The sequence below is a fragment of the Pseudoalteromonas sp. CF6-2 genome (assembly GCF_021729425.1).
In the GTDB taxonomy this organism is placed as follows: Bacteria; Pseudomonadota; Gammaproteobacteria; order Enterobacterales; family Alteromonadaceae; genus Pseudoalteromonas; species Pseudoalteromonas arabiensis.
In genome coordinates this window covers 2,427,842-2,451,980 of sequence record NZ_CP091442.1, presented here as the reverse complement: position 1 = coordinate 2,451,980, position 24,139 = coordinate 2,427,842, and the positions used below count along the sequence as shown (strand labels likewise).

23 protein-coding genes are annotated in these 24,139 nt (G+C 41.0%); 16 read left to right on the top strand and 7 right to left on the bottom strand.

Annotation, left to right across the window (positions count from 1 at the left end; genetic code table 11):
- The first annotated feature begins 55 nt into the window (after positions 1–55).
- Genes sixA through L3Q70_RS11390 form a run of 4 tightly spaced genes read left to right on the top strand, consistent with a single transcriptional unit; the run spans position 56 to position 2,122 of the window.
- Positions 56–532: a phosphohistidine phosphatase SixA gene (gene sixA / locus L3Q70_RS11405; RefSeq protein WP_062569796.1), complete on the top strand. Its 477-nt coding sequence runs from the start codon at positions 56–58 to the stop codon at positions 530–532.
- Between the two features lie 48 nt (positions 533–580).
- Entirely contained in the window at positions 581–931 is a 351-nt protein-coding gene (locus tag L3Q70_RS11400) for a RidA family protein (protein WP_237114291.1), read from the top strand.
- Positions 912–1,385 (top strand): ASCH domain-containing protein, encoded by a 474-nt coding sequence (locus tag L3Q70_RS11395; protein WP_237114290.1) that lies wholly within the window; start codon positions 912–914, stop codon positions 1,383–1,385. Before L3Q70_RS11400 ends, L3Q70_RS11395 begins: the two co-directional genes overlap by 20 nt.
- Positions 1,386–1,387: 2 nt before the next feature.
- Positions 1,388–2,122 carry an SDR family oxidoreductase gene (locus L3Q70_RS11390; RefSeq protein WP_237114289.1) on the top strand — a complete coding sequence of 245 codons (735 nt, stop codon included), beginning with the start codon at positions 1,388–1,390 and terminating at the stop codon, positions 2,120–2,122.
- Between the two features lie 2 nt (positions 2,123–2,124).
- On the opposite strand, the gene L3Q70_RS11385 is transcribed toward L3Q70_RS11390, so the two are convergent.
- Together L3Q70_RS11385 and smrB are read right to left on the bottom strand one after the other, a co-directional pair.
- A complete protein-coding gene (locus tag L3Q70_RS11385) occupies positions 2,125–3,045 on the bottom strand; it encodes an AEC family transporter (RefSeq protein ID WP_237114288.1) in 921 nt (306 codons plus the stop codon).
- 24 nt (positions 3,046–3,069) lie between these two features.
- Positions 3,070–3,627, bottom strand: a complete 558-nt coding sequence (gene smrB / locus L3Q70_RS11380; protein WP_062569801.1) for an endonuclease SmrB — start codon at positions 3,625–3,627, stop codon at positions 3,070–3,072.
- 101 nt (positions 3,628–3,728) lie between these two features.
- Between smrB and prmB the strand changes: the two genes are divergently transcribed.
- The 5 genes from prmB to L3Q70_RS11355 all read left to right on the top strand — a co-directional run bounded on the left by prmB (position 3,729) and on the right by L3Q70_RS11355 (position 7,957).
- Positions 3,729–4,664 carry a 50S ribosomal protein L3 N(5)-glutamine methyltransferase gene (prmB, locus tag L3Q70_RS11375; protein ID WP_054553196.1) on the top strand — a complete coding sequence of 312 codons (936 nt, stop codon included), beginning with the start codon at positions 3,729–3,731 and terminating at the stop codon, positions 4,662–4,664.
- Between the two features lie 65 nt (positions 4,665–4,729).
- Positions 4,730–5,830 (top strand): chorismate synthase, encoded by a 1,101-nt coding sequence (gene aroC / locus L3Q70_RS11370; RefSeq protein WP_062569802.1) that lies wholly within the window; start codon positions 4,730–4,732, stop codon positions 5,828–5,830.
- A 232-nt stretch (positions 5,831–6,062) separates the two neighbouring features.
- Complete coding sequence (locus L3Q70_RS11365; protein WP_237114287.1) at positions 6,063–7,139, top strand: hypothetical protein; 1,077 nt, start codon at positions 6,063–6,065, stop codon at positions 7,137–7,139.
- Positions 7,139–7,486, top strand: coding sequence for a hypothetical protein (locus tag L3Q70_RS11360; protein ID WP_062569804.1), 348 nt, complete (start codon positions 7,139–7,141; stop codon positions 7,484–7,486). The genes L3Q70_RS11365 and L3Q70_RS11360 overlap by 1 nt, the downstream gene beginning before the upstream one ends.
- A 123-nt stretch (positions 7,487–7,609) precedes the next feature.
- Positions 7,610–7,957 (top strand): hypothetical protein, encoded by a 348-nt coding sequence (locus L3Q70_RS11355; protein ID WP_062569805.1) that lies wholly within the window; start codon positions 7,610–7,612, stop codon positions 7,955–7,957.
- An 89-nt stretch (positions 7,958–8,046) separates the two neighbouring features.
- On the opposite strand, the gene L3Q70_RS11350 is transcribed toward L3Q70_RS11355, so the two are convergent.
- A complete protein-coding gene (locus L3Q70_RS11350; protein WP_062569806.1) occupies positions 8,047–10,053 on the bottom strand; it encodes a fused MFS/spermidine synthase in 2,007 nt (668 codons plus the stop codon).
- Between the two features lie 130 nt (positions 10,054–10,183).
- Between L3Q70_RS11350 and L3Q70_RS11345 the strand changes: the two genes are divergently transcribed.
- A complete protein-coding gene (locus L3Q70_RS11345; RefSeq protein WP_157066213.1) occupies positions 10,184–12,187 on the top strand; it encodes a winged helix-turn-helix domain-containing protein in 2,004 nt (667 codons plus the stop codon).
- 14 nt (positions 12,188–12,201) lie between these two features.
- Here the strand turns inward: L3Q70_RS11345 and L3Q70_RS11340 are convergent, their stop codons facing one another.
- The gene (locus L3Q70_RS11340; RefSeq protein ID WP_338053567.1) at positions 12,202–13,044 is read right to left on the bottom strand and encodes a LysR family transcriptional regulator; all 843 of its coding nucleotides are present in this window, start codon (positions 13,042–13,044) and stop codon (positions 12,202–12,204) included.
- Positions 13,045–13,142: 98 nt separating this feature from the next.
- Between L3Q70_RS11340 and L3Q70_RS11335 the strand changes: the two genes are divergently transcribed.
- The 6 genes from L3Q70_RS11335 (at position 13,143) to L3Q70_RS11310 (ending at position 20,946) form a co-directional block, all read left to right on the top strand.
- Positions 13,143–13,793 (top strand): glutathione S-transferase family protein, encoded by a 651-nt coding sequence (locus tag L3Q70_RS11335; protein WP_062569808.1) that lies wholly within the window; start codon positions 13,143–13,145, stop codon positions 13,791–13,793.
- A 200-nt stretch (positions 13,794–13,993) separates the two neighbouring features.
- Complete coding sequence (locus L3Q70_RS11330) at positions 13,994–17,170, top strand: HD domain-containing phosphohydrolase (RefSeq protein WP_062569809.1); 3,177 nt, start codon at positions 13,994–13,996, stop codon at positions 17,168–17,170.
- A gap of 87 nt (positions 17,171–17,257) precedes the next feature.
- Complete coding sequence (locus L3Q70_RS11325) at positions 17,258–17,827, top strand: elongation factor P hydroxylase (RefSeq protein WP_237114286.1); 570 nt, start codon at positions 17,258–17,260, stop codon at positions 17,825–17,827.
- Positions 17,817–18,959 carry an ATP-NAD kinase family protein gene (locus tag L3Q70_RS11320; RefSeq protein ID WP_237114285.1) on the top strand — a complete coding sequence of 381 codons (1,143 nt, stop codon included), beginning with the start codon at positions 17,817–17,819 and terminating at the stop codon, positions 18,957–18,959. The genes L3Q70_RS11325 and L3Q70_RS11320 overlap by 11 nt, the downstream gene beginning before the upstream one ends.
- Before the next feature lie 2 nt (positions 18,960–18,961).
- On the top strand, positions 18,962–19,237 hold the full coding sequence (locus tag L3Q70_RS11315) for a YfcL family protein (protein ID WP_062569812.1): 276 nt from the start codon (positions 18,962–18,964) through the stop codon (positions 19,235–19,237).
- A 149-nt stretch (positions 19,238–19,386) separates the two neighbouring features.
- A complete protein-coding gene (locus tag L3Q70_RS11310) occupies positions 19,387–20,946 on the top strand; it encodes an AbgT family transporter (protein ID WP_237114284.1) in 1,560 nt (519 codons plus the stop codon).
- Positions 20,947–21,019: 73 nt separating this feature from the next.
- Here the strand turns inward: L3Q70_RS11310 and L3Q70_RS11305 are convergent, their stop codons facing one another.
- The 3 genes from L3Q70_RS11305 to L3Q70_RS11295 all read right to left on the bottom strand — a co-directional run bounded on the left by L3Q70_RS11305 (position 21,020) and on the right by L3Q70_RS11295 (position 24,122).
- Positions 21,020–21,391 (bottom strand): hypothetical protein, encoded by a 372-nt coding sequence (locus L3Q70_RS11305; protein WP_062569814.1) that lies wholly within the window; start codon positions 21,389–21,391, stop codon positions 21,020–21,022.
- Positions 21,392–21,472: 81 nt separating this feature from the next.
- Positions 21,473–22,057, bottom strand: coding sequence for a hypothetical protein (locus L3Q70_RS11300; RefSeq protein WP_209438188.1), 585 nt, complete (start codon positions 22,055–22,057; stop codon positions 21,473–21,475).
- 244 nt (positions 22,058–22,301) lie between these two features.
- A complete protein-coding gene (locus L3Q70_RS11295) occupies positions 22,302–24,122 on the bottom strand; it encodes a DEAD/DEAH box helicase (RefSeq protein WP_062569815.1) in 1,821 nt (606 codons plus the stop codon).
- Between the last annotated feature and the right edge of the window lie 17 nt (positions 24,123–24,139).

Below are 24,139 nucleotides of genomic sequence, written 5' to 3'. Positions count from 1 at the left end.
CGGACAATCAAGCAAACTGGCTACTGTTTTATATTCTTTAATCGGTTGATTTTTTATGAAAACAATCTTAATCATGCGCCATGGCGAAGCAACGCCAATGCAAGCAGATGATGCAGCAAGACAACTGACAAATACAGGGCAACAGGAAGCCAGTAAAATGGGGCAGTGGTTAGCAATAAATTATAAACCAGATGCGTTATTGGTAAGTCCTTACATACGTGCCCAGCAAACTGCGAAAGCGGCAACGCAAAATAATCCATTACAATTTAGTGAAACTTGTAACGACATAATTCCAGATGGCACTCCTCAAGTTGCTGCTGACTACCTTGAAACCTTAATCGCCATGCACCCAGAATGCTCAACTTGGTTGGTTGTTGCACACATGCCAATTGTTAGTTATCTGGTTGACCAATTGAGCCCTGGTAACATGCCGATTTTTAACACAGGCGCTATTGCTGTTATTGAATATGACGATACCAAGCAGCGCAGTCATTACTTAAGTATTCACTCACCTAATAACGTCGAAATATAAGTATGAATTTGCTAGATTTATGTTTCTGTTAACTATTGAATTAAAACTATGACAATCGAACGTTTACAAACTGGTGCGCGCATGAGCCGTATCGTTAAGCATAACGGTACGGTGTACCTGTGTGGCCAAGTGTGTGCAGATGCAGAAAAAGATATCAGCGAACAAACGCAAACCATGCTAGATAAGGTAGAAGCGTTACTTATTGAAGCAGGGAGTAGCAAAGAGCATATGCTAAGCGCCACAATCTACCTGAAAAGCATGGAATACTTTGCAGCGATGAACGCGGTTTGGGATGCATGGGTACCACAATGTCATGCGCCAGCACGTGCCTGTGTAGAGGCAAAAATGGCGCGCGATGCGCTGCTTGTAGAGATTTCGGTTGTTGCAGCCGTTAAGTAACGAGCAGCGTAAGGCGCAGTTGATTGCTCGCTTTAATGAGCAATCAGGGTGCGCCGTTGATGAACTACCAAGTTGGCATTTTTGTGATAATGAGCAAGATGCCAATGACTGCGCATTACTTGTTTTAAAAGGTATAAAACAAGCAACAACCTCTTCACTGTATTGGTTTAAAGCTAATGACGAAGCTTTACCTCAAGTTGGCGACCTAGCTATTTTTACTAATTGGCAAGAACAGCCCCTAGGCATTATTGAAACCATCGCGGTTACTATTACGCCATTTAATCAAATCACAGACGAATATGCTGCATTAGAGGGGGAGGGTGACAAAAGCCTTGCTTATTGGCAGCGTGTGCACTGGAATTATTATCAGCGAGAGCTAGCAGGTACAGGTTATCAATGTCATCCTGAAATGCTTTTAGTATGCGAGCAGTTTAAATTGGTATTTAAGGAGTGAGAATGAGTTTGAACCCTGTGGTTCTTATCACTGGAGGCGGCCGTGGTATTGGGGCTGCAACGGCTAAGTTATTTGCCGAGCAAGGCTATGACGTGTGTATTAACTATAAGTCAGATCAAGTAAGTGCACAGCAGGTCGCTGAAGAGCTAGAAGCCTTTGGCGTGAATTCATATTTGTTCCAAGCCGATATTGCTGATGAGCAGCAAGTACTCGCCATGTTCGCTAAATTAGATGAGCAAGTTGCGCGCTTAGACGTTTTAGTTAATAACGCGGCGATGATGAAACCACAAATGCCGCTATTAGAGATGGATGCCAAGCGCATTAACGCCATTTTAAGTTGCAACGTCACAGGCGCATTTTTGTGCGCGCGAGAAGCTATTAAACGAATGGATAAAGGCAGTATTGTGAATGTTTCCTCGGGTGCGTCGCGAACAGGTTCGCCAAATGAATATTTAGATTATGCCGCATCGAAAGGTGCACTTGATACGTTTACTATTGGCCTTGCTAAAGAAGTAGCCAGTCAAGGTATACGGGTGAATGCGGTAAGGCCTGGCCTTATTTATACCGATATGCACCGTGATGGCGGTGAAATGAACCGAGTTGATCGGTTAAAATCAAAGTTACCCCTTGGGCGTGGTGGTGAGGCTGATGAGGTTGCCTCAGCAATTTACTTTTTAGCAAGTGAACAAGCTTCATTCACAACAGGCAGTTTTATCGATGTGTCGGGTGGTTTATAAAACTAAAGTAAAATACTTAACCAAACACTAAAGCTGACTACACTTAATACCGTTGAGAGCACCACAGTACTTGCGAGCGTCGCTTGATGCTGCTTAATTTGATTGGCGATTAGGTAAGCGTTGACCCCTAAAGGAGAGGCGCTTAAAAGTACTAAAACGTTCAGTAATGATTGTTCTAGATGAAATACGTAGCTTGCAAAAAAGTAGACTCCGTACGGTAAAACGGCAAGCTTGATGATGGTTGCGATGATTGATGCATGTAAGTTGTCGGCCACTTTATAAAACGCAAGGTTCGCTCCTAATACGAATAACGCACAGGCAATGGCAGGTTTAGCGAGTAAGCTTAGGCCATTTACTAAATCATCAAAAAGTGTAAAGCCAAGTAGGTTTACAGCAAGGCCGCTACTGATGCTTAATACCACAGGGTTCAGTAGCATGTTTTTAGCAAATGCTCGCCAAGAAAACGTTTGCTGCGATTTAGCACTGAGCAAAAAGGTGAGGGTAAACAAAAGTGCGCTATGAAAAGTAATGATCATAAACACAATGCCGACCATTTGCTCGCCAAGTGCAGCAATAATAATAGGCAAACCTACCAGTACCGTATTTGAGTAACTACTGCCAAGGGCAAAAACTGCGTGATGTGATGCTGCAGATTGTTTCTTAATGCAATAGCGGTCAATAACATAGCCAAGGGTGTAAATAGCCAACACCGGAATGTAAAAGCTCAAAAACCCCGCAACAGACACACTACTTTGTAAATCAGCTTGGGCCATATTTAAAAATAAAAAAGCAGGCACACTAATGTAAAAAGTAAACTTACTTAACCCTGCTATATGCTCTTTCGATAAAAACGTGCTTCGCGAGCTGATGTAGCCACTTAACACGATAAAAATCAGTGGAAAGATAATCGAAAAAATATGCACATTAGGCCTTATGATAAGAAGACGTTAGCGTCTGAATTCGTCACTTTGTGGAAGGTTAATTAAAATAAGTACTGCACCCTTACCACCAAATTCAAGCGGTGCTTGGTGCATGGCAATCACATCAGGGTGTTGTACTAAATATTGCGGTACCTTGTGTTTAAGTATGCGCTCACCAATACCGTGCACAACACAGGCGCAATAGTAATGTTGTTTTTTACACTCATGAATCAAACCCGCTAGCTCGTCTTTGGCTAATTCTTTATTTAAGCCATGTAAATCAAGGGTTAAATCAGGTGGGTAATCTCCACGGCGAAGTTGTTTTGCCAAATAGCTATCGTGACCAGGCTTGACATAACTGACGGTGCCGTGAGTGTCGATATCTGGTACATATTCATCAGAAAAGAAAAATTCTGCCTGATGTTGCTTTTTTTGCTGGGAAAATTGCTTCGCTTGTGACACTTTAGGCTTATTGGTGAATCGAATAGTGTCTTGTTTAAATGCTTTGGCACCACTGATACTCTGACGAAATAAGTCAATATCGTCAGTGCTAATGTGGTTGTTGTCGTGGGGATCTTTTTTCATGGCGGCAGTCTAAACAAAAAAACGCTAAAAATCGAGTAAAAACCAACTGAAAAGACGGTACAATACGCGTCAGAACAGACTTTGAAAGTTAAGGAACATACATGAACCATTTCCAGATAGAAGACGCAATTTTAGACGAGGCAATTGCAGAACTTTCAACGTTGCACGATTGGTTACGTTGGACAACCAGTCAATTTGCCAGCAGTGGTATTTTCTTTGGGCACGGTACAGACAACGCGTGGGATGAAGCTGTTAGCCTGTTATTGCCAGCGCTAAGCTTGCCAATCGACGCGCCAAAAGAGCTAATGCATGCGCGTTTAACCAGCACCGAGAAAAACCGTTTAGCTGAACTAATTGCAGAGCGTATTAATGATTGTACGCCAGTACCTTACCTGACCAACACCGCGTGGTTCGCAGGTATGCCGTTTTATGTTGATGAGCGCGTGTTAATTCCACGTTCGCCATTTGCAGAGTTAATTAACAATCGCTTTGCACCATGGTTAGAAGAGCCAAGCTCAGTTACGCGCATTCTTGATTTATGTACAGGCTCTGCATGTATTGCTATTGCACTTGCGCAAGCATTTGAAGATGCACAGGTTGATGCGGTTGATATTTCTTATGAAGCGCTCGAAGTTGCCGATATCAATATCAGCGATTACATGCTAAATGACCGTGTACTGCCAATTCAGTCAGACGTGTTTAGTGGTGTTCCGGGTCAAAAATATGACCTGATCGTCGCTAACCCACCGTATGTTGATGCTGAAGATATGGCTGATTTACCACGTGAATTCCATCACGAGCCAGAGCTTGGTTTAGCATCGGGTCATGATGGTCTTGATGTTACTCGCACCATCCTAGCGGAAGCTGCTGAGCATCTAACTGATAACGGTTTGTTATTTGTCGAAGTTGGTAACTCTATGGTACATATGGAAGAGCTGTACCCAGGTGCGCCGTTTGAGTGGGTTGAATTCGAACAAGGTGGTCTTGGCGTGTTTGTAATCAGCAAACAGCAGCTTGTTAACTATTTCGCAGATTAACAGCAGATTTTAAAAGCCGAGCCTGAGGGCTCGGTCTCAGTAGTCATTAGGAATGAGGAAAATTAATGGCAGGTAATAGCATCGGGCAACTATTTAAAGTGTCCACCTTTGGTGAGAGCCACGGCGTTGCATTAGGCGGCGTTGTAGATGGCACACCAGCTGGTCTTGAAATTAGTGAGGCCGATTTACAAATTGATTTAGACCGTCGTAAGCCGGGGCAAAGTCGTTATACAACACAGCGCCGCGAAAGTGACGAAGTAAAAATTCTTTCAGGTGTGTTCGAAGGTAAAACCACAGGTACTAGCATTGGTTTACTGATTGAAAACACCGATCAACGTTCAAAAGATTACGGCAAAATTGCCGATGTATTTCGCCCTGGTCACGGCGATTATACCTATTGGCATAAATACGGTATCCGTGATTACCGAGGTGGTGGTCGCTCTTCAGCCCGTGAAACAGCAATTCGTGTAGCGGCAGGTGCAATTGCAAAAAAATACCTAAAACAGTTTCATGGTATTGAAGTGCGTGCTTGTTTGAGCCAGCTTGGGCCAATTAAAGCTGAAGATTACAACTGGGATGAAGTGGAAAACAATGCATTTTTCTTCCCTGATCCAAGCAAGTTAGACGCGCTTGATGAATATATGCGCGACCTAAAAAAGCAAGGTGATTCGGTAGGCGCTAAAGTTAAAGTGGTTGCTAAAAATGTGCCTGTTGGTCTTGGTGAGCCTGTATTTGATCGCCTTGATGCAGAACTTGCACATTCATTAATGAGCATTAATGCAGTAAAAGGCGTTGAGATTGGTGATGGCTTTGATGTGGTTGAGCAAAAAGGCTCTGAGCACCGTGATGAATTGACCCCAGATGGTTTCACATCAAATCACGCGGGCGGTGTACTTGCAGGTATCTCGACAGGACAAGATATTATTGCCTCTATCGCACTTAAGCCAACTTCAAGCATTACCATACCTGGCAACAGCATTAATACTAGCAACGAAGCGGTAGAGATGATCACCAAAGGACGTCATGACCCATGTGTAGGTATTCGCGCAATTCCTATTGCTGAGGCGATGATGGCGATTACCTTAATGGATCACTTATTGCGCCAACGTGGTCAAAACCCACATGTAAGCCACGAACATGGACCAATCAAAGGTTCGATTGATTAACTTGGTTTGATTTAGCAAAGAACTATAAACTTAAAACGCGGCTTGATTTGCCGCGTTTTTGATTGAAAGTGTGAGCTATATATTTTCTAAGAGTGATGTGCTTTATCTTTATATAAACCAATTTATTAACATGGCAATTAATGCAAAAATTTTTTCATTGCGGGTTTATTGAACTGTTCATTTGCATTAGAATCATCACAATTTAGGGACTAATTTAAAAAAGGATATTTTTATGTCAGAACAATTCAACTTGTGTTTTAGCACACAAAGCCGTGCTGCATTACCCATCGATATTAGTAATAAAGAAGCTTATAAACAGTTTCGAAAAGATAATCCCCATATTTTTGGTTCTTTTATACCTGCAGGTACCCCTTTTATTTTGAGTGAACCAGGTTCAAAAAGTGTTAAAAATTTACGTGCTAATCGTCCAGACCTTGCATGTGCTCTGGACAGTGTTAATAGCTGGTCTCAGTCGACTAAACGCAATATCACTAAAATGGCTAATGATTTCGGTAGCGATAATACATTTGCAATCGCAGAGTTATACGAAAAAGAACTCCAGCCTTACCTCAAAGAGATGGCGGATATAATGAGCTATAAGGTTGACTCTATTGCTGCTTCGGGGGCCGCTGCAACTGCTATCAACTCGAAAGAAGCTAGGTTAAGCAATTTTGGTAAAGCGTTATTTAAATATCAGAAGAGCTTAACGGCAATTAGAGCTGCAGCTAAAAATAAAGCGCCTAAGCATGAACTTGTTAAACTAGGTTATAAAGCAAAAGCAGCCCATTTAGAAGTGAACGAAAGATTTACTCGAGAGCTTAGCGCTATTGCAAATCGAGTGAAGAGCGGCAGTAGAGGGAATATTTGGTCTAACCCTCAACGCGGTATCAATATAGCCAAAAGTGCTCGAAATGCTGCACCTATACAAGTTACATCGCTATCAGGTATTCGTAGCCTGCGTTCTTTAGAAGTTGGTTCATCAGTACTTGGTAATGGCTTAATTGCTTTAGATGCAGCGGTACGAGCAGATAAGATATATGGTGATTATAAATCAGGGGCAGATTGGCACAGAACTTTGGCTGTGGAAACGACAGGTTTCGGCTTAGGAACTGCATCGGGTCTTGCAGCAGGAGGTGCAGTTGTTAAGCTTGGAGCGGGTTTAGCTATTGCTGCCGGTCCTGTAGGCTGGGTGATACTTATTGGTGTAGGGCTAGCAGCAGGTTATGTTGCAGCTAAAGTTGGCGACTATTCTGGTCAATCGGCTGCCGGTATGCTCTATGATAAAAGTTCAAATATGAGTTTCTTTTAATGGAAATAAAAAGTGTTTTTGAAGTTTTAAATGTAATTTTTGTATTGAGTTTTTTAATTTCTGGATTGTGTTTTACGCGCTTAACCATTCGTCACTTAGATAAAAAAATCAAAGAGGAAGGTGAAGGAACACCGTCATGGGATAGGGGCGGGATGGGTCTTAGAGTCGGTATGTATGCGGTCACACTGATAAAGAATAAGTCAGATAAAGCATCACTTACAGAGGATGAGATCATTCTACGTCATGCAAGGCCTATCGACCGTGTTCTAGCTTTTTCTATGAGTATAAGTTTAGTGGCTATATTTATATTATGGCCATTAGGGAAATGGCTGGGCTATTTAGTTTAGTATTTGTTTTGGTTAACTTCAGCATTTAGGCATGGAGCTAGATTTAATACATGCAGTTTTTAGTAATGAGCCAACTAACTACAAGTAGCTGTATTATAAAAGTTCAAATATGAGTTTCTTTTAATGGAAATGAAAAGTGTTTTTGAAGTGTTAAATGTAATTTTTTTAGTTAGTTTCTTAATTTCAGGGTTACTTTTTACACGGCTCACAATCCGCCGATTAGATAGAAAAGTGAAAGAGGAAGGAAGCGGAACGCCAAGTTGGGACCGAGGTGGAGTGGGTCTCAGAGTTGGTATGTATGCAGGAATATTAGTTCGAGGTAAGAAAGGAAAAACCCCTCTAGCAAATGAAGATATCATTTTACGCCATGCAAGACCCATAGACCGTTTTCTGGCATTTTTTATGGATATCAGCCTAATTGGTATGATTCTCCTAGGGATAACGGGATTGTGTTTGGGATACTTTGACTAGCAATACCCTAAAGTGGCTTAGTGTTTAGAAATTAATGCAATTTAATAAGCGTGATGATTAATAAAAATCATCGCACTTTTTTATGCCTGTTAGAATTTTAATAAGGGGAGTAGGCTGTGTTTGCTATCAGTCCACATTGCCAGCTCGCTATGTGGGTAGCGTTTAATGGGTGACAAATCACTGATAGATACACGATTTAAAAAAGCCTGATTATCAGTTAGCACCACCCAATCTGAGCCTATGTCTGATGGGCTATGGCCTTGATAGCTAAACTTTAACAAAGCCTTATTGAAGTGTTGGCTATGTGCCTGTAATACAGGCAGTAAGTCGATATGATTATTTGAAATATGCACAATCAATACGCCATTTTCATTGAGCCTCTGCCAATAAAGTGACATTGCTTCTTGGGTTAGCAAATGCGCAGGAATTACATCACTGGTAAATGCATCAATAATTAAGACATCAAATACTTCGTTCGCATTATTTTTTAGCGCAATACGACCATCCCCTAAGCTGACTGTGAGCTTGGCTTCACTGTTTTCTAAATATGAGAAATAACGCTTTGCCATCTCGACCACAGCAGGGTTTAACTCAAAAAAGTGAATACTATCCTGCTGGTCTGCAAACCGAGCTAAAACGCCTGCACCCAAACCAATCACGCCAATGTTTAGTGCGCTGTGTTGTTGTAGTATGGCAAGTGATTTAGCGACACCAGTATGCTGGTGGTAATAACTTTGCTCAAACTGTTGGTTTGGGTTTAGTGGCTCTGAGCCATGAATCGTGGTGCCGTCAATTAAGCGCCTTTCTTTTATTGATTGAGTGTTTATATCTTTAACCGCTAAATAGCCATAAAAGTTGCGGCTAGTCGCAACGTTATATTGGTTAAAGTTTACCGCTAAAAAACAATAACACGATAGCCAAGCAACGGAGCTGGTTGCGAGAGTGAATTTGAGCTGTTTTGTCTTTGTTCTAGCTTTTAATTGGTAGTAACACACAAAACTAAAAATAACCGCTAATGTAAGTAAATACTCGTCAATTTGGACGAATAGCAATGGGGCAATGAGCGTACTGAAAAGCGAACCTAACACACCGCCAAGGGCGATATAGAAATAAAAAATCGTAAATTGCTCATTTTCAGGGGCCTTGCTTCTAAGCTCACCGTGGCAAATCATGCAGGCGGTAAATAGAATCAGGCTGTAAATTATAAGCTGGGCTAGGGCATTGAATAAGCTGCCAAAATAAAACATCAGCAGGCCTGCAAAAGCCGAAAATATAAACGCATATGCCCACTTATGACGCTGATAATTTGCTTTGTTGGCAAACGTATAACTAAAGGTGAGCAAGTAAATTACAAGGGGCAGTGACCAAAGTAATGGCATGGGTGGAATATTAGTGCTGATCATATGCGTGGTAGATACCAACATGGCTGAGCTTAAGGCACTGAGTAACAGCCATTGACCTTTACCTTTTAATACCGTGATATGCCTAGTTTGAATAGGCGCTCTTGATATGTCGGGTGCTTTTTTTAGTAAAAATATTACAAGAAGTGTTAATAACAAGCAGTAGCTGATAAGTCCAAATAGCCAGTAGGTAGTTTGCTGCTCTAAAGAAAATAGTAATTCATAAACGAGCGGGTAGCTCATTAACGCCAGTAAAGAACCCAAGTTTGAGATGGAATACCAATGGTAAGGCACTTGTGCTGAAGCAGTTTGCACATACCACCTTTGTAAAAGCACGCTGGTGGCGCTTAGTAGAATAAATATTGGACCAATTTCTATAAATAAATTAACAAACACCGCAAGCGTAGGCGGCCACTTTGTGAGATTCGGGGCTGCAAATTTTGTCACAACAATGAGTGTGGCACAGGTGACTAAAACTATATGGGTGACTACCTGCAACTTAATATGAAAGTGACCCATGCTATGCGCATAGAAATAGCCAATAAGTAACATGACTTGATAAAACACTAAACTCGCTGACCAAATGGATGCACCACCACCAAATTGGGGTAGAAGTTGTTTTGAAAGCATCGGCTGAATTTGAAAAATTAAAAAAGCACTGATGAAAATAGTGAGCGTTGATAAATATTTATACATTGTTTTTATTACCTATTTTGACATAACAAAAACAATCTAATAGTCAGAGCAAAGTGACAATGGAGTAACCCTTGAGTTTCTCTTAAGAAAACCTTAATCTTTGATTCGTAAATATTTATTGGAGAAGTAAGTGGCGCGTTATCGAATCGGCAAATTTGCAATTGATGAGAGTCGATGTTTAATTTCATCGCAAGATTATGAGCAAATAGTCGAGCCAAAGGTCATGGATGTATTACATACTCTTTATTTAAATAAGGGTGAAGTGGTAAGCCAAGAAGTAATCTTTGCAAAAGTGTGGCCTAATGCTACCTATAACCCAAGTTCGGTACAGCGTTGTATCGCATTGCTGAGAAAAGCACTCCAAGAAGATGCCAAAAATCCGCAGTTTATAATTACACACCCTAAGCGCGGTTATAGCCTTGAAAAAGTAACAGACGGGCAAGCAAAAACACTAAAAGCGCAATTTTTGCCATTTTTAGTTGTTCTGCTAATTAGTTTTGTTGTTATTGCTTGGCAGCTAATACCTCAAAAGAAAGTAAATACTCACTTTAACCAGTTAATGCCACTCACTTCGAGTGAACTAAATGAAGCTAACTTATCACTTTCACATAGTGGTAAGTACCTCGCTTTTGTGCGAGGCGATAAAGAGAGCCAACATATTTGGATTAAAGAGCTCTTAACAGAGCGAGAGGTGAGGCTGACTGAAGATGCCGCAAGCTACTACGCGTTGGGGTGGTCTACCTCCGATAATGCGATCGCGTTTGTAAAAACCGTAGACCAAACACAATCACTCAACACCTTAAGCATAGATTTATCAAAATTTCTGCCATTAGAGCAAACGACAGTGAGTGTTTTTAGTGACAGCATATTAACCAGTCATCACATAGATTGGGGAGCTGATAAGCTACTCTATTACATAGAAAAAGAGAAACAAAACAACGATACTCGACTTGTCTCACTGGATTTAAACACTAAACAAAAGACACGCTTAGTAACAGCAGCACAACAAGATTGGTTACTTGTGAGTGCGTTATCTAAAGATGGTAGTAAAATCGCATTAGGCATTGAAGCAGGGCAAAACAAATACCGTATTGATGTACTTGACCTTACCAATAGAAAATCACAAACCATTACTGTCATAGAAGATGGTATTCAAGGCTTAAGCTGGCACCCAAATAATCAAGCGTTATTAATTAGTCAACGCAATCAGCTTATTCACTTAGACCTTGATGGTGAGCTACAGCTAATTCCATTTAATAATTATCAAATAATTCGTGATGCACAGTACACATCAAACGCTGAAGCTATTTTGATGGAGTTAGTAAATGTTGATGTGGATATTGTCAGCCAAACACGCGCTAAACCAGACACTCTGACCAAACTCGTTGATACCTCATCAATCGACTTTCTTCCCGTGTTTTCGCCAGATTCTACTCAATTTGTATTTGAGTCACATCGTTTTGGATTAAAACAATTATTTTTATACGACAATGGTAAGCAAACACGTATTTTTTCAAACCCTGATAACCATGAGTTATTTGGCATAGTTTGGAGCCAAGATGCTCAACAGGTTTACACTGCAAGTAAAGATACATTATTTAAAATTGATTTAAGCAGTGGCACTTATGAATCAATTCCTCATGGTAATCACTCTTTTTATTTAAGAGAAATGTATCATTATGAAAACGCAATTCTGGTTTCTTATCGCGCAGAGGATGGACAGACATTTCACCCGGCTAAATTTGATTTAACAAGTCTAACTTTGACACCATTTACAGGCTCAGGGAAACGCTTAAGTTGCTATGGTATGGATTTAGATGAGCAAGATCAGATTTACTTTTCGAACAGTAACGAAGTGTTTCGAGTTAATAGCCGTGGCGATATAGAGACTGTTTGGCAAGCAGCTAACAATGACATCATTGGTATATCTGTAAGTAACCAGCAATTAGCCGTTACCATGGAGTATGCTGATAAAGTCAGCTTTCAGCGTATTGATTTAGCAACTGCCAAAACTGAACGTTGGCAATTAGCACAACCTAAGCAGCATATGCTGATCAACAGTGCTCATGATTTAAGTGAGTTTTTATATCTTACAGAACCAATTAGAACTCGCAAATTGGTTAAACTCCAGTAGTTTATTATGCTTATTTATTCCCTAATCAACTCCACAATCTGCTTTAACTGTTCATGGCGAACAGGGTTGTGGGCATGATTACCATACAGTAGCACAATATCAACCATAGGAAGGGTTGGCAGCGAGCCATCGCTGATTTCTTCCACACTCCCTTGCACACTTACTCGCGCCATACTCCCAATGGCGAGGCCTTGTTCAATTAGGCCATGTAACGCACCCACAGAGCCACAACAAGCAACAATATTAAAACGACGCTCGGCTTTTAATAGACCCTCAATACTGGCTTGGTGAAACTTACAGTCTCGTTGAAACAAGGCGATTGGAAGTGGTGTTGAATCGTTAATCTCAAAAGCAGGGCTTTTCACCCACACACCTTGGCTTGATTGTAATAAGTAACCTTCTTCGCTGTCAGGTGAGCGAGTGGCAATTACTAAATCCAGCATGCCTTGGTCGAGCTTGGCTCTAAGCTCAGTGCTTGGGGCGCAGCTTATCTGTAAATCAAGCGCATTAAATTGTTGGTGCAGAGCATCAACAAGCTCTGGTAGTAAAGAATGGGCATAGTCATCAGGACAGCCAATGCGCACACGTAAATTACCTGTGCCTGCTTTTAATTGCTTAAACGCCTCATCATGAAGTGTGATCAGTTGCTTTGCATAACTTGCAAGCTGGTGGCCTTGCTGGGTTAGCACCAGTTGGCGCCCTTGTTTTTCAAAGAGTGGACTTGCTAAATCTTGTTCAAGCTTTTTCATTTGCATACTCACCGCAGATTGAGTTCTACAAATTTGTGCTGCGGCGCGGGTAAAACTTCCCGTATCAACAAAGGCACAAAAAGTTCTAAGGGCATCAATATCCATCATGTATCAGCTTTTCTTATAGGTTGTATAAAAACTATTGGCGAGTAATTAACCGCTCGCTACTTTATAGTGAACTTAATCTACTCGTTAAAGGACGTATAATGCAATTATTTATTGGCAATAAAAATTACTCAACTTGGTCACTTAGAGCGTGGTATTTACTGAGTAAATTCAATGTCTCGTTTGTAGAAAAGCAACTAGTCTTAGATACCCCTGAATTTTATGAAGCGCTAAAAAGGAAGTTTCCAGTGCAAAAAGTACCGGCTCTTATAGATAGCAGTTTAATCGTGTGGGATTCGTTCGCAATTTGTGAATACATCAATGATGCTTATCTAAATGGTGCTGCTTGGCCTAGTGACATAGCCCAAAGAGCAAAAGCGCGGAGCTTAGCTGCCGAGATGCACTCTGGCTTTGCTGCACTTCGTAATGAAATGCCTATGAATATTCGTGCTAAAAGGCATATTGAGTTATCAGAACAAGCTAGAAAAGACATTACGCGCATGGATGAGATATTTTCGGCTCAGCAGCAAAGTTACCCTAATGCGTGGTTATTTGGTGATTTTTCTATTGTTGATGCGATGTTTGCACCTGTGGTGCTGCGCTTTAAAACGTACCAGACTGAGCTTTCGAGTGCAGCACAAGCTTATTGCCAGCATGTACTTGCGTGCCCAATCTTGCAAACATGGGTTGCTAAGGCATTGGCAGAAACAGATATTGTTGAATGTGATGAAGCTGGCGAGGAGCTTATTTAATTAAAGTGAAAAGTAGTTACCTATATTTTGTTATTGCCCTGCTATTTAAATGAACTAATTAATAGCCTTATTGAAAGACTGCATTGCTTTTTGCTGTGAGCATAAATTTTGTAGCTTTCTATTTGTAATACTTAATCATTGGTGTATAAAAGATATACAAGTTAATAATTACGAATTTAGCATAGCAGGGAGTTGCATAGGTGCTGGTAGCTGCTTTTTATAAATTAAAAGAAAAAATCCGTTTCTCTATTCGTTTAACTGTTGTGGCTGTATTTGTGCTTGCAACCTCACTAACAGCAATTATTGCAATCAGCTTGCAATACTATTTTAGCGAAAAAATGGCATTAGAGGCGAGTGTAAAACACTTCAATTTAACCACAGACTCAGTGGCAGGTTATCTCACAAGGATTAATGAAAAGTCCGAAAACACGTTAAGTGTAATGATTCAAAATAGTACCCTTGTTACATCGAATAAAATCGACAAAAGTGAATTACGAAATGTAATGAGCGAGATAATGCAGCTAAATCCTCAACTTTATGCCATGTATGTTGGTTATGAGAATGGAGATTTTTATGAGCTTATTAATTTAGAAAGTAGCAATATCGTTCGTCAGCAGCTTCAGGCGATAGAAGCAGATCGTTGGGTAGTGATACACATTAAAGGGGAGGGAGAGGCCCGAACCCACCAAACTCATTACCTTGATGAACAATTTAATTTGCGTATTTCACAAAGTAAAGCAACTAATTATGACCCTCGTGAGCGGATCTGGTTTAAAAACGCGAATTCAACCCATGTCAGTAAAACGAAGCCTTATTTTTTCACACATTTGCAAGCGCCTGGGCAAACCTATTCTATAAAATCAGCGGATCAAAAAAGTGTATTAGCACTAGATGTGAGTTTGTCGAGTATTTCGGAATACTTGGCTCGTCAGCAAAAAAATATTAGCAGCAAGTACTTAACCGAGTTGTATATTTACAATAAAGAAGGGGAGATTGTAGCCTCTAACCAGCAAAAAAATAATCTTCAGTTACCCACATTAACACAGCTTACTTTGAGCGAATACCAACAAGCTGTGTTGAATAAATACCCCTACCTAACGGTATCAAACGAGACGAATTGGCCACCACTTGATTTTAGTGTTGGCGGGACACCCAAAGGCTATAGCATTGATTATATTAATGGGATTGCTGAGATGCTGGGCTTAAAAGTGACATATATCAATGGTTACGCATGGTCAGAGTTTTTACAGCAATTTGCCAATAATGAGATTGATATTATTCAGCCTATCTTCAAAACACCAACTAATGAAGCGCTGGGGTTGATGAGTGAGCCCATAACAACCTTGCCATTTAGTATCATAACTAAAGAGGGGGAGCTGCCCATTTTAAGTATGAAACAGTTAGCAGGTATGAAGCTAGCGATAGGGGAAGGGTGGTCGGTGATAGAGGTCATAAAAAAACACTTTCCAGATATCGAAATTATTGAACTTGCAAGTACCAAAGCCGTGTTAGATGCCGTTAGTCAAGGGAAAGTTTTTGCAGGGCTCGATAACGAAGCCGTGTTTAAATACACGCAAAAGCAATTTTTTATTAAAGGCATTCAATACAACTATTTGGATGCTTTTAGCCATGATTTATTACCTGACACATTACACCTATTATTTCACCCTGAAGATGCCGAGCTTAAAGGTTTAATCGATTTGGCAATTAAGCGTTTACCTAGTGAGTACTTAACAGCCTTACATAATAAGTGGTTGTCAAATGAGTTGCATGTTACTTCAAAGGTCGTAGGAACAGTACCTTACCCAAAGCTTTTGACGCTACTTGAGCAGAGTGATCAGTTTTCCAAACTTAGGCTTATGACATTAAATGGCATTGAAAAATATGTTTATATAACCCCTTTATCTGCCAATATCAAAAATGGTGACTTTTTGGCAATTGCGGTACCCAAAGAGGGAGTGCTTAGTTCTACACATGAGAAAATTAAGCTTTCTACTTTCATTACAGCCGCTTGTTTAATTATGGTGCTACCTGTTTCGTGGTTTTTTGCTTCACCGATTGTCGGACCAATTAAAACACTGGAAGGTGAGAACTTAAAAATAAAAAAACGCCAGTTTGATCAAGTCTCTACTTTAAAAAGTAACATTAAAGAAATTCATAACTTGGCGTCTTCGATGGTCGAAATGAGCCAATCAATTCAACAACATGAACAAAATCAAAAAGCGTTAATGGAATCATTTATCGAGTTAATAGCGCAAGCTATCGACGATAAGTCCCCGTATACCGCCGGTCACTGTGAGCGGGTTCCTGAACTTGGAATCATGCTTGCAAAGGCTGCGTCAAGCTCAAATGAGCAAGCATTTAAAGACTTTGAATTTAAAAACGATGATGAGTTTAGAGAATTTAGTCTAGCAGCTTGGCTTCATGACTGCGGAAAAATTACCACGCCAGAGCATATTGTCGATAAAGGGACAAAGCTCGAAACTATCTATAACCGAATTCATGAAATAAGAACCCGCTTTGAAGTGTTATGGCGAGATGCTGAAATTGACTATTTACAAGCTGCACGCCGAGCGCCAGAAAAAGAAGGGCAATTAAAGTCACAGCTCAAAGAAAAACAGTCTCAGTTACAAAAAGATTTTTCATTCATAGCATCCTGTAATGTAGGTGGTGAGTTTATGGATGAAGCGAGCCTTGAGCGGCTAGAGAAGTTAAGCAATATCACGTGGCTGCGGTATTTTGATGACAGATTAGGGTTGTCACCGGTGGAGGAAATTCGTCATAGTAATACTGATGAACAACTCCCTGCAACAGAGAAACTATTAAGTGATAAAGCAGAGCACCTAATACCCCATGATAAGCCAATAGAATACGATGAGCGCTTAGGTATTAAAGTGACGATTCCTGAATACAAATACAACCTAGGTGAATTGTATAATTTAAAAATTACACGTGGCACGCTAACAACAGAAGATCGCTTTAAAATTAATGAACATATTATAAGTACTATTCGTATGCTTGATAATGTGCCGTTTCCCGATGAGCTTGCTAGAGTACCCCGTTACGCATCAACTCACCATGAGACATTAATTGGCACAGGGTATCCGCGTAAATTAACTGCTGATAACTTATCTATTCCAGAGCGTGTGTTGGTTCTTGCGGATATTTTTGAAGCGCTTACAGCCGCAGACCGGCCCTATAAAAAAGCCAAACCCTTGAGTGTTGCAATCGATATATTGGCGAATATGGTGGATGAGCAACATGTAGACCGTGATGTTTTCACACTGTTTTTACGCTCCGGAATTTACTTGAACTATGCAAAACGGTACTTGAACCCTGCACAAATTGATGAGGTCGATCTAACAAAGTACCTATAGCTTTTACTTTGACCCTAAAAGTCCGTACAATTCGGCTCGTTTTTAGCGTGTTATTTTAACCCTTTTGACGAGACGAATTCAGCCTGTATGCACCATATTGCCGATTTAATCGCTATTTTTGAAAGCACCTTTTATCAAAGCCATAACACGCGTTTGATAAAGGGCGAAGATGAACCTATTTACCTGCCTGCTGATCAGCAAACACCTTATCACCAAATCGTGTTTGCCCATGGTTTTTATGCCAGTGCCTTACATGAAATAGCCCATTGGCTGGTGGCCGGTGAAGCACGACGATTAAAAGAAGATTATGGTTATTGGTATTGCCCTGACGGTCGTGATAAACAGCAGCAAGCTGAATTTGAAGCGGTTGAAGTAAAGCCTCAAGCTATTGAATGGGCGCTAAGTGTGGCTGCGGGGTTTGCTTTTAATGTCTCGGTTGATAATTTAAATGGTGAACAGACCTGCCGATTTGATTTTCAAGCGCGGGTTCACCAGCAAGTGTTGAGCTTTTTAGCATCTGGCTTTAATCAGCGCACGACAGCGCTACTCAAAGCATTGAGTGATTTTTATAAAACCCCATGGCCATTAACGGCTGCACAGTTTACGTGGCAGCGTGATTTTCATGGCAACCAAGGAGCTTTATCTAATGCAGTTTAAATTAGGTCTGATTGTTAACCCTGTTGCCGGCTTAGGAGGCAGTGTGGCACTGAAGGGCAGTGATGGGGCAGATACGGCAGCAAAAGCGATACAACTCGGTGCAGAGCCCAAAGCTAATTTACGCACCCGTGCAGCCCTTGAAGTTCTTCTAACTCATCAAGATGCACTCACTATTTACACTGTAAACGGTGAAATGGGCGAGCAAACGGCAAGTCAGCTAGGCTTTAATACTCAAGTGGTTTATCAAACAAAAGATATCACAACACCCGATGATACTGAGCAGGCTGCCAAGTTATTAGTTGAGCAAGGTGTCGACCTTATTTTATTCGCAGGGGGCGATGGTACGGCCCGCAATATTTGTCATGCGGTTGGCGATAGCACCCCTGTGTTAGGTATTCCAGCAGGCTGTAAAATACATTCTGGCGTTTATGCTATTACCCCTAAAGCTGCGGGGCGCGTTGTTGAAATGCTCGTTAAAGGTGAGCTTGTTAGCCTTGGCGATGCTGATGTAATGGATATTGATGAAGACGCATTTCGTGAAGGCATGGTAAAAGCTAAGCGCTATGGTGAAATGCAAGTACCTAGTGAAGTGCGTTATGTACAAGCGGTTAAAAATGGCGGCAAAGAAACTGATGAGTTAGTGCTTGCGGATATTGCTGCTTATGTTGTCAGTGAAATGGATGAAGACTGCTTATATGTGATGGGCAGTGGTTCAACCGTGGCTGCAATAATGGAAGAGATGGGTCTTGAAAATACCTTATTAGGTGTTGACTTAGTGGCAGACCAAGAACTTGTCGCTAAGGATTTAACAGCACAGCAATTACTTGAGCTCACAGAAGGTAAAGAAACCAAGTTGGTGATCACCTTAATTGGTGGACAAGGGCATATTTTTGGCCGTGGCAACCAACAACTAAGCCCTGCACTTATTCGTGCGATTGGTCGCGATAATATTATTGTAGTGGCGACTAAAACCAAATTACAGGCTTTAAATGGCCGACCACTGATTGCCGATACAGGTGATAGTGAATTAGACGATGAATTAAGTGGTTATATTCGTGTAACCACAGGGTTCAATGACCATATTATGTATGCAGTGGGTCATCAAGAAGGGCTGCACCCAGAGGAGAAATAACAATGAGTTTAGTAAGTTATATTGATGCAGCGCAGCAATATTTTGATGATTTGGTTGATAAAGCAACCGACGACGAGCTTTTTGCTGGTGGTTATTTACGTGGCCACTTTGATTTAGCCGTTGGTTATGCCCAAGTTGAAGAGCTTAACCTGACGACTGAAGAACTAAATAGCCAAGTAGAGTCAAGCCTCGTAAAGGCGTATCGCAATGGTGAGCTTAATGAAGATGATAAAGCATTAGTGGTTCGCCTTTGGGATGAAGTGAAGTCACTGGCTTAATAAGTGTCTATCAAAAGAATATGAGCGGCTTTTTTGCCGCTTTTTTATATAATCCGTTTACCTAATAAAGGTAATTTTATTAACTTAAAATTTACCTTGTTGTAGAGATACGATAAGGTTAGCAAGACGTTTTTCTAGGGAATAAAAAAATGAATAACAATAATAATTTGCAGGCACAAAGTGGTGCAATTGCACGTTTTTTAAATACAATAGAAAGGGTTGGGAACAAACTTCCTGATCCAGCCATAATCTTCTTAGTAGCTATGCTACTTATTTGGTTATTGTCATGGCTGTTTTCAGGCATGACATTTGACGCTATTGACCCACGTACAGGCGAGGCTATCGTTGTACATAACCTTTTAGCGGGTGACTCCTTAGCTACTTTTTTATCATCAATGGTAAAAACCTTCACAGGTTTCGCCCCTTTAGGTGTAGTGCTTGTTGCTATGTTAGGTGTCGGGGTCGCTGAACATTCAGGCTTTATCAATACGGGTTTAAAGTTAATGCTAAAGGTAACCCCTAAGCAGCTTTTAACCCCGTCGATTATCTTAGTAGCGATAGTCAGCCATACTGCTACGGACGCTGGCTATGTGTTAGTTATTCCGCTTGCTGGGGTTATTTTTTATGCCATGGGGCGTCACCCGCTAGCTGGTATTGCTGCCGCGTTTGCTGGGGTTAGTGGCGGCTTTAGCGCAAACTTTATTCCATCAGGCATTGACCCGTTACTGCAAAGCTTTACGCAAAGCGCGGCGCAAATTATTAACCCTGATATGGCGATTAACCCACTTAATAACTGGTTTTTCACCTCAGCTTCAAGCTTATTTATTATCTTATTAGGTTGGTACATCACAGATAAAATCATTGAACCGCGTTTGCAAAATACCCCACTTGATGGTGACACTGAAGACTTACCAGCGTTTGATGAAGCGCGTAGCGACGAAAAACGTGCGTTTTATATTGCCAGTTCTGTAATGATTGCAGGTCTGGCTTTACTATGGTTTGTATCTGCCCCTGCTGATTCTGCTCTACGTAGCCCAGATGGTTCATTAACTAACTTCCGCTCGCCTTTAATGCAATCTATTGTGCCGCTCATCTTCTTATTGTTCTGGATCCCAGGTGCAGTATATGGCTTTGTGGTTGGTACGTTTAAAAGCTCAAAAGATATGATAGATGCAATGAGTAAGGCTATGGGTAGCATGGCTTACTATATTGTTATGGCATTTTTCTGTGCGCTATTTATTGCGGCATTTAGTAAATCAAACCTAGGGGCATTACTTGCTATTGAAGGGGCGCAATTACTTAAAGCGATGGCATTACCTAGCTCTGTCACAGTGATTGGTATTATCTTTTTAACAGCATTTGTAAACTTGTTCGTAGGTTCAAGTTCTGCAAAGTGGGCGTTATTAGGGCCAATTTTTGTACCCATGCTGATGCAGTTAGGAATTTCCCCTGACCTTTCACAAGCGGCTTATAGGGTAGGTGACTCAAGCTCTAATATCATCACCCCACTGATGCCTTACTTCCCGCTGGTGGTGGTTTACTGCCAAAAGTATGTTAAGGATACTGGTATCGGCACACTTATTGCGATGATGCTGCCTTATTCAATTGCATTCTTAATCGGTTGGAGCATCTTCTTACTGGCGTATTGGGGCTTAGGCATCCCACTTGGCTTACAGTCGAGTTATGTATACCCAGCTGTAGTGCCATAGTAACTAAGATGTGATTTTTTAAAAGAGAGGCCTCATCATGAAAATGGTGAGGCCTTTATTATTTAAATTAAATTTATTTTTCATAGCTAATTATTATTTTTTCGATAGATGTAGATAAAACAGCGCCATTTTTATCGAGAATATTTGTTATACGTATGTCTGGCAGACCGTCCCCAGTAGTATCTTTAATAATTATTTCTGATTCATCATTCAAACTGGTAAAAGTAGAGAAAACAAGGTTATCTTGTTTATTGATCACAAATGGAGAGGGTGTAACGCTCGTTTCTTGTATTTCATAGCTAGTGTCAGTAAAAGCTAAATTAATTTTAAAGTTATCAGTCCATACGCTAGAGTTTAAGTTATCATTTATAGCTGATATCACCGCTGGGTTAGCCTTAAAAGCTAAAGTGATTAAAATAAGTATTAGAGCAGTTAATAGCTTCATGTTCTCTCCTTAACTACCTGTTTGTCTGGATAAATCTAAGATCATCAAAGCATAGTACTTTGATGATCTTAGATGTGATATTTATAGACTGATAGTTGAATTATTATTTGAAGTAGGCAGGTTTTGCTGGTTTTGATCTTGTGCGCCAACATCTGTCGAAGGGCTTGTTGATGAAGCAATACTATATGTGGCACCTGATGAGCTTTGAATCTGTAGCACCAGAATATATGCTGTTGCACTTACTTCAAAGCCAGGGATCAAACCAGTGACCATAAGGTCAACATCCACGGAGCCATCGACTTTTTGCTGTTGACTAAGCTCTTGCATTGCTTCTTTGATTTCCTCTTTGTGTGTTTCGGCATTTGCACCGAAACCAAGCCATCCCCAAAAGCCACTAACGCCACCTGATATATTGTATTCAGAAACCATTTTTTGATATGTACGAGAGCTTTCTAGGTTTACTATCGAAAAATCAAAAGAACCAGACATTTTAGCCCAAGCACCAGCTCCAGATACTGTTACACCGACACCTGAAATAGTCCCTTTCTTTTCCGAGATCTGCCACGTCTCCGCTTCAGTTGATGCAAGCGCAGTTGTATTCGCAGGAGTAGTGTTAGCAACTAGGATTGTTTTTGGATTCGGTAGTATAGTAAGTGTATTTGACATGATAAATCTCCATTTAAGTTTGCTGAGTATTAGTTTGAATAAAGATGTATTCCTTATTCCACAAACTTTATAGCTGAGAAACTCATCATTAAACATTACACACTATTACGAGCAATAAATGAGGGATGGTGTATGGCTGATATTTACTGCTGTAACGCTATGGATCTAAAAAATTTACAGCGCTAAAAACAAAAAAACCTTGTCACTTTCATGACAAGGTTTTTACTTAAAGCTTACTGCTCTATTAGTTCGATGTGAAGCTCACTGGACGGCGCTCTTTACGTGGGCCGCCACGTTTTTCACCACGATCTTTGTCTTTGAAGCTGCGCTTTTTGTCACCACGATCACCGCTTGGGCGTTCAGAGCGAGGAGCCGCAGGACCTTGGTCTTGCGTTAGCGTCATATTCATAGGACGTTTACAGATAAATACCTTTTGGAAGTGATCAAGCACATCTTTTGGCATGTTCTGTGGTAATTGCACAGTACTGTGACTGTCGTGTAAGCGGATATCACCAATGAACTTGCTTGAAATATCAGCTTCGTTAGCAATCGCGCCTACAATGTTCTTAACTTGTACACCGTGCTCACGACCGACTTCGATACGGTAAGTGTCCATAGGACCCATACTACGGCTGTTGCGTTCACGCGGCTCACGAGGTTTACGCTCACGTCCAGCACGGTCGCCACGATCACCACGTTCGTTACGACGACGATCGCTACGTTCGCTACGCTCACCACGCGGTTGAACTTTAACTTCTTCAACTTTGATCGGTGATTGTTGCTGTGCCAAACAAAGTAGCGCACCAGCTAAATCTTCAAAGCTTAGTTCAAGTTTTTCAGCCATGTTAGCGGCCACTTGATTAAAGAAGGTGATATCTTTGTTTTCAAGTGCAATAGTGAGTTTATCTTGAAGCGCTTTAATACGTTTTTCTTCAACTACTTTTGCTGTTGGTAAATCAACTTGTGCGATCTCTGACTTCGTATGACGAATGATATTTTTAAGTAAATAACGCTCGTTATGTTTTACGAAAAGAATCGCTTTACCTGTACGACCCGCACGACCAGTACGCCCAATACGGTGAACGTAGGCTTCTGAGTCTTGTGGAATATCGTAGTTGATTACTAAGCTTAAACGGTCTACATCAAGACCACGTGCAGCAACGTCTGTTGCAATAACGATATCAACTAGGCCGTTTTTCAAACGGTCTACTGTGCGCTCACGTGCTTGTTGGTTCATGTCACCATTAAGTGGTGCCGCAGAGAAACCTTCGCGCTCAAGTAATTCAGCTAACTGTACAGTGTCGTTACGTGTACGTACGAAAACAATTGCACCATCGTATTGTTCAGCTTCTAAGAAGCGAACGATAGCTTTGTTTTTATGTACATGTGCATTCCAAAATACTTGCTCAACAGTAGATACAGTTGAGTTACGAGCAGAGATATGAACTTGCTCAGGCTCATTCATGTATTTGCTACTGATATTTTGGATTTGCTTAGGCATGGTCGCAGAGAAAAGGCATGTTTGCTTTTCACGCGGTGTTTTTTCCATGATGCTTTCAACATCATCGATAAAGCCCATGCGTAACATTTCGTCTGCTTCATCAAGAACAAGCGCTTGTAAGCTCTCAAACTTGATGGTACCACGGTTAATGTGGTCGATTAAGCGACCTGGCGTTGCAACAATAATTTGCGCGCCACGACGAAGTGCACTTAATTGGATGCTGTAGCTTTGGCCGCCATATAGGGCTAAAACTTCAACTCCACGAGTATGCTTAGCATATTGTTCGAATGCCTCAGCTACTTGGATCGCAAGTTCACGCGTAGGCGTTAAAACAAGGATCTGTGGCTGTTTTACAGACGGGTCAATATTATTTAGTAACGGCAGTGCAAATGCTGCTGTTTTACCTGTACCCGTTTGCGCTAGTCCCAGTACGTCCTTTCTTTCTAGCAATAACGGTATACATTGAGCTTGGATTTCAGATGGAGTCTTGTAACCCAACTCTTCAACTGCTTTAAGGATTGCAGGAGAAAGATTTAGAGATTCAAACGTGACTGGTTCTGACATTAATACGCCTCAACGAA